Source organism: Streptosporangium sp. NPDC002607, from assembly GCF_053592655.1.
Window position 1 is genome coordinate 1 of the sequence record NZ_JBSFWD010000129.1, and the last position, 1647, is coordinate 1647.

Below are 1647 nucleotides of genomic sequence, written 5' to 3' on the forward strand. Positions count from 1 at the left end.
CTTCAATTTTGTGGTGACGGGTGTTAATACGTGGGCTGTGACGTGAGGGGCGGCGGCCGGGGCGGCGGCCCGCCGCCCGAACGCCGCCCGAGCGTGCGGCGTGGGCGCCGGTCTCGGTCGGCGGCGGGACCGCGAGCCGCCCGCCGCACCACTCGCGCGCCGCACTCGCCCCTCGGCCGCCGCACCAGGGCCGCACCGTCGCCGTACGGATGCAGCACGACGATCGCCATGCTGTGGCTAACCATCGCACGGGGTTGGGGGCGATCGAAGGTCCGGGACTTCGTTCCTCAGCCCCGGCCCACCGAACGTCGCGGATGGGCCAGACATCGTTCCAGCACGGACATAATCACCGCACTTATCACGGCTGACAGGTGTCCGCAGCGCTGCCAATAGAGCATGGTCCAAATGCTTGTCAAGACGCTGATGATATTGCCGAAGCGCTCCGTTATGGCCCCCTTGAGTGCTCTTGTTGTGCTCTCACCCTGGCGTTTGGATCTAGGAGGGGTGATCTTCTGCGGTGCGTCACAAGCGGCGGGTTCCAGACGCCTCACCCGTGCCGCCGCCTGTTCTGCCCGGCCTGGTCCTCTCGTAGTGCGCAGGGCATCGACCTGTGCTGTCCGCCAAGAAGGAGTCGTGACTTTGACTGCGCTGACCTACACCATCCTCACCGACCCGACATCCCTGGAGGCGTCAGTGGACGGGCGGTCCCCGTCCACGGGGACGGTGTATCTGATGGTCACCAACACCAGACAGACAGTGCCCTGGCTGAGGATCGAGGTGAAGGTGCCCGTCGGTGACGGTGCTGGCCACCTCACCCGGGACATCAGCACGATCAAGCCGAGGGGCGAGTACACCGACACCCAGTCGGGCCCCCAGGCGGCCACCCAGCCGGTGATCGTCCAGCAGCAAGGCAACGACGTCTTCCAGGTCACCACCCAGAGCGGTCGCTTAGAAGGTTTCGCGCCTGGTGACTACATTGTGCTGACACTGGAGAACGTCACCGTCGCTCCCACCGCCGGGGTAGCCGTGCTGACGGTGACCGAGACCACCAAAACCAGTAGAGGGTGGCAGGTCAGCCACGCGGCGGTGCCGGTGGTGAAGGCCGCTCCCAAGGAGATTCCGGCACCACGCGACTTCCGCCCGGACAAGGCCCTGCTGGACGCCGGAGAAAACCTCACGCTGAGCTGGGACGGGTCCAACGACTTCAGCTATGAGATCCGGTTCCCCGGCGGGCAGGCAGCCATCGCCCCGGGCACGCGTACCTGGTCGCCGGCCGACGCCCCGAAGCGGGCTACCACCTACATCCTGGTCGCCACCGACCCCACCGCGCAGAAGCAGCACTTCCTCACCACGACCGTTCAGGTGCGCTATCCCGTCCTGGAAACCCTCACCGCCACGACCGGCATCGACACCCCCTGGGTCCAGGGGACGGTGAACAAGGGACGCGTCACCTTCACCGGCACAGGGGTGGAGATCTTCAACAACTCCGGTGGCCAGGGGACCGTGACGGCCGACAGGGCTGATCTCAATGGAGTGAACACCGAGTGGGTGCAGGGGAGAAGCACCGACGACGGGAAGATCACCTTCCCCAAGGACGGACTCGATGTCCGTCAAGGCAGCGGGGCGTGGGGAACCGTGCACGCCGAC

General features: G+C 66.3%; 1 protein-coding gene. It reads left to right on the forward strand.

Features of this window, described 5'->3' with window-relative positions:
• Nucleotides 1-633: 633 nt before the first annotated feature.
• Nucleotides 634-1647, forward strand: a 1014-nt coding sequence (locus ACWD3H_RS47285) for a hypothetical protein (protein ID WP_451959748.1), incomplete at its 3' end; no start/stop codon positions are given.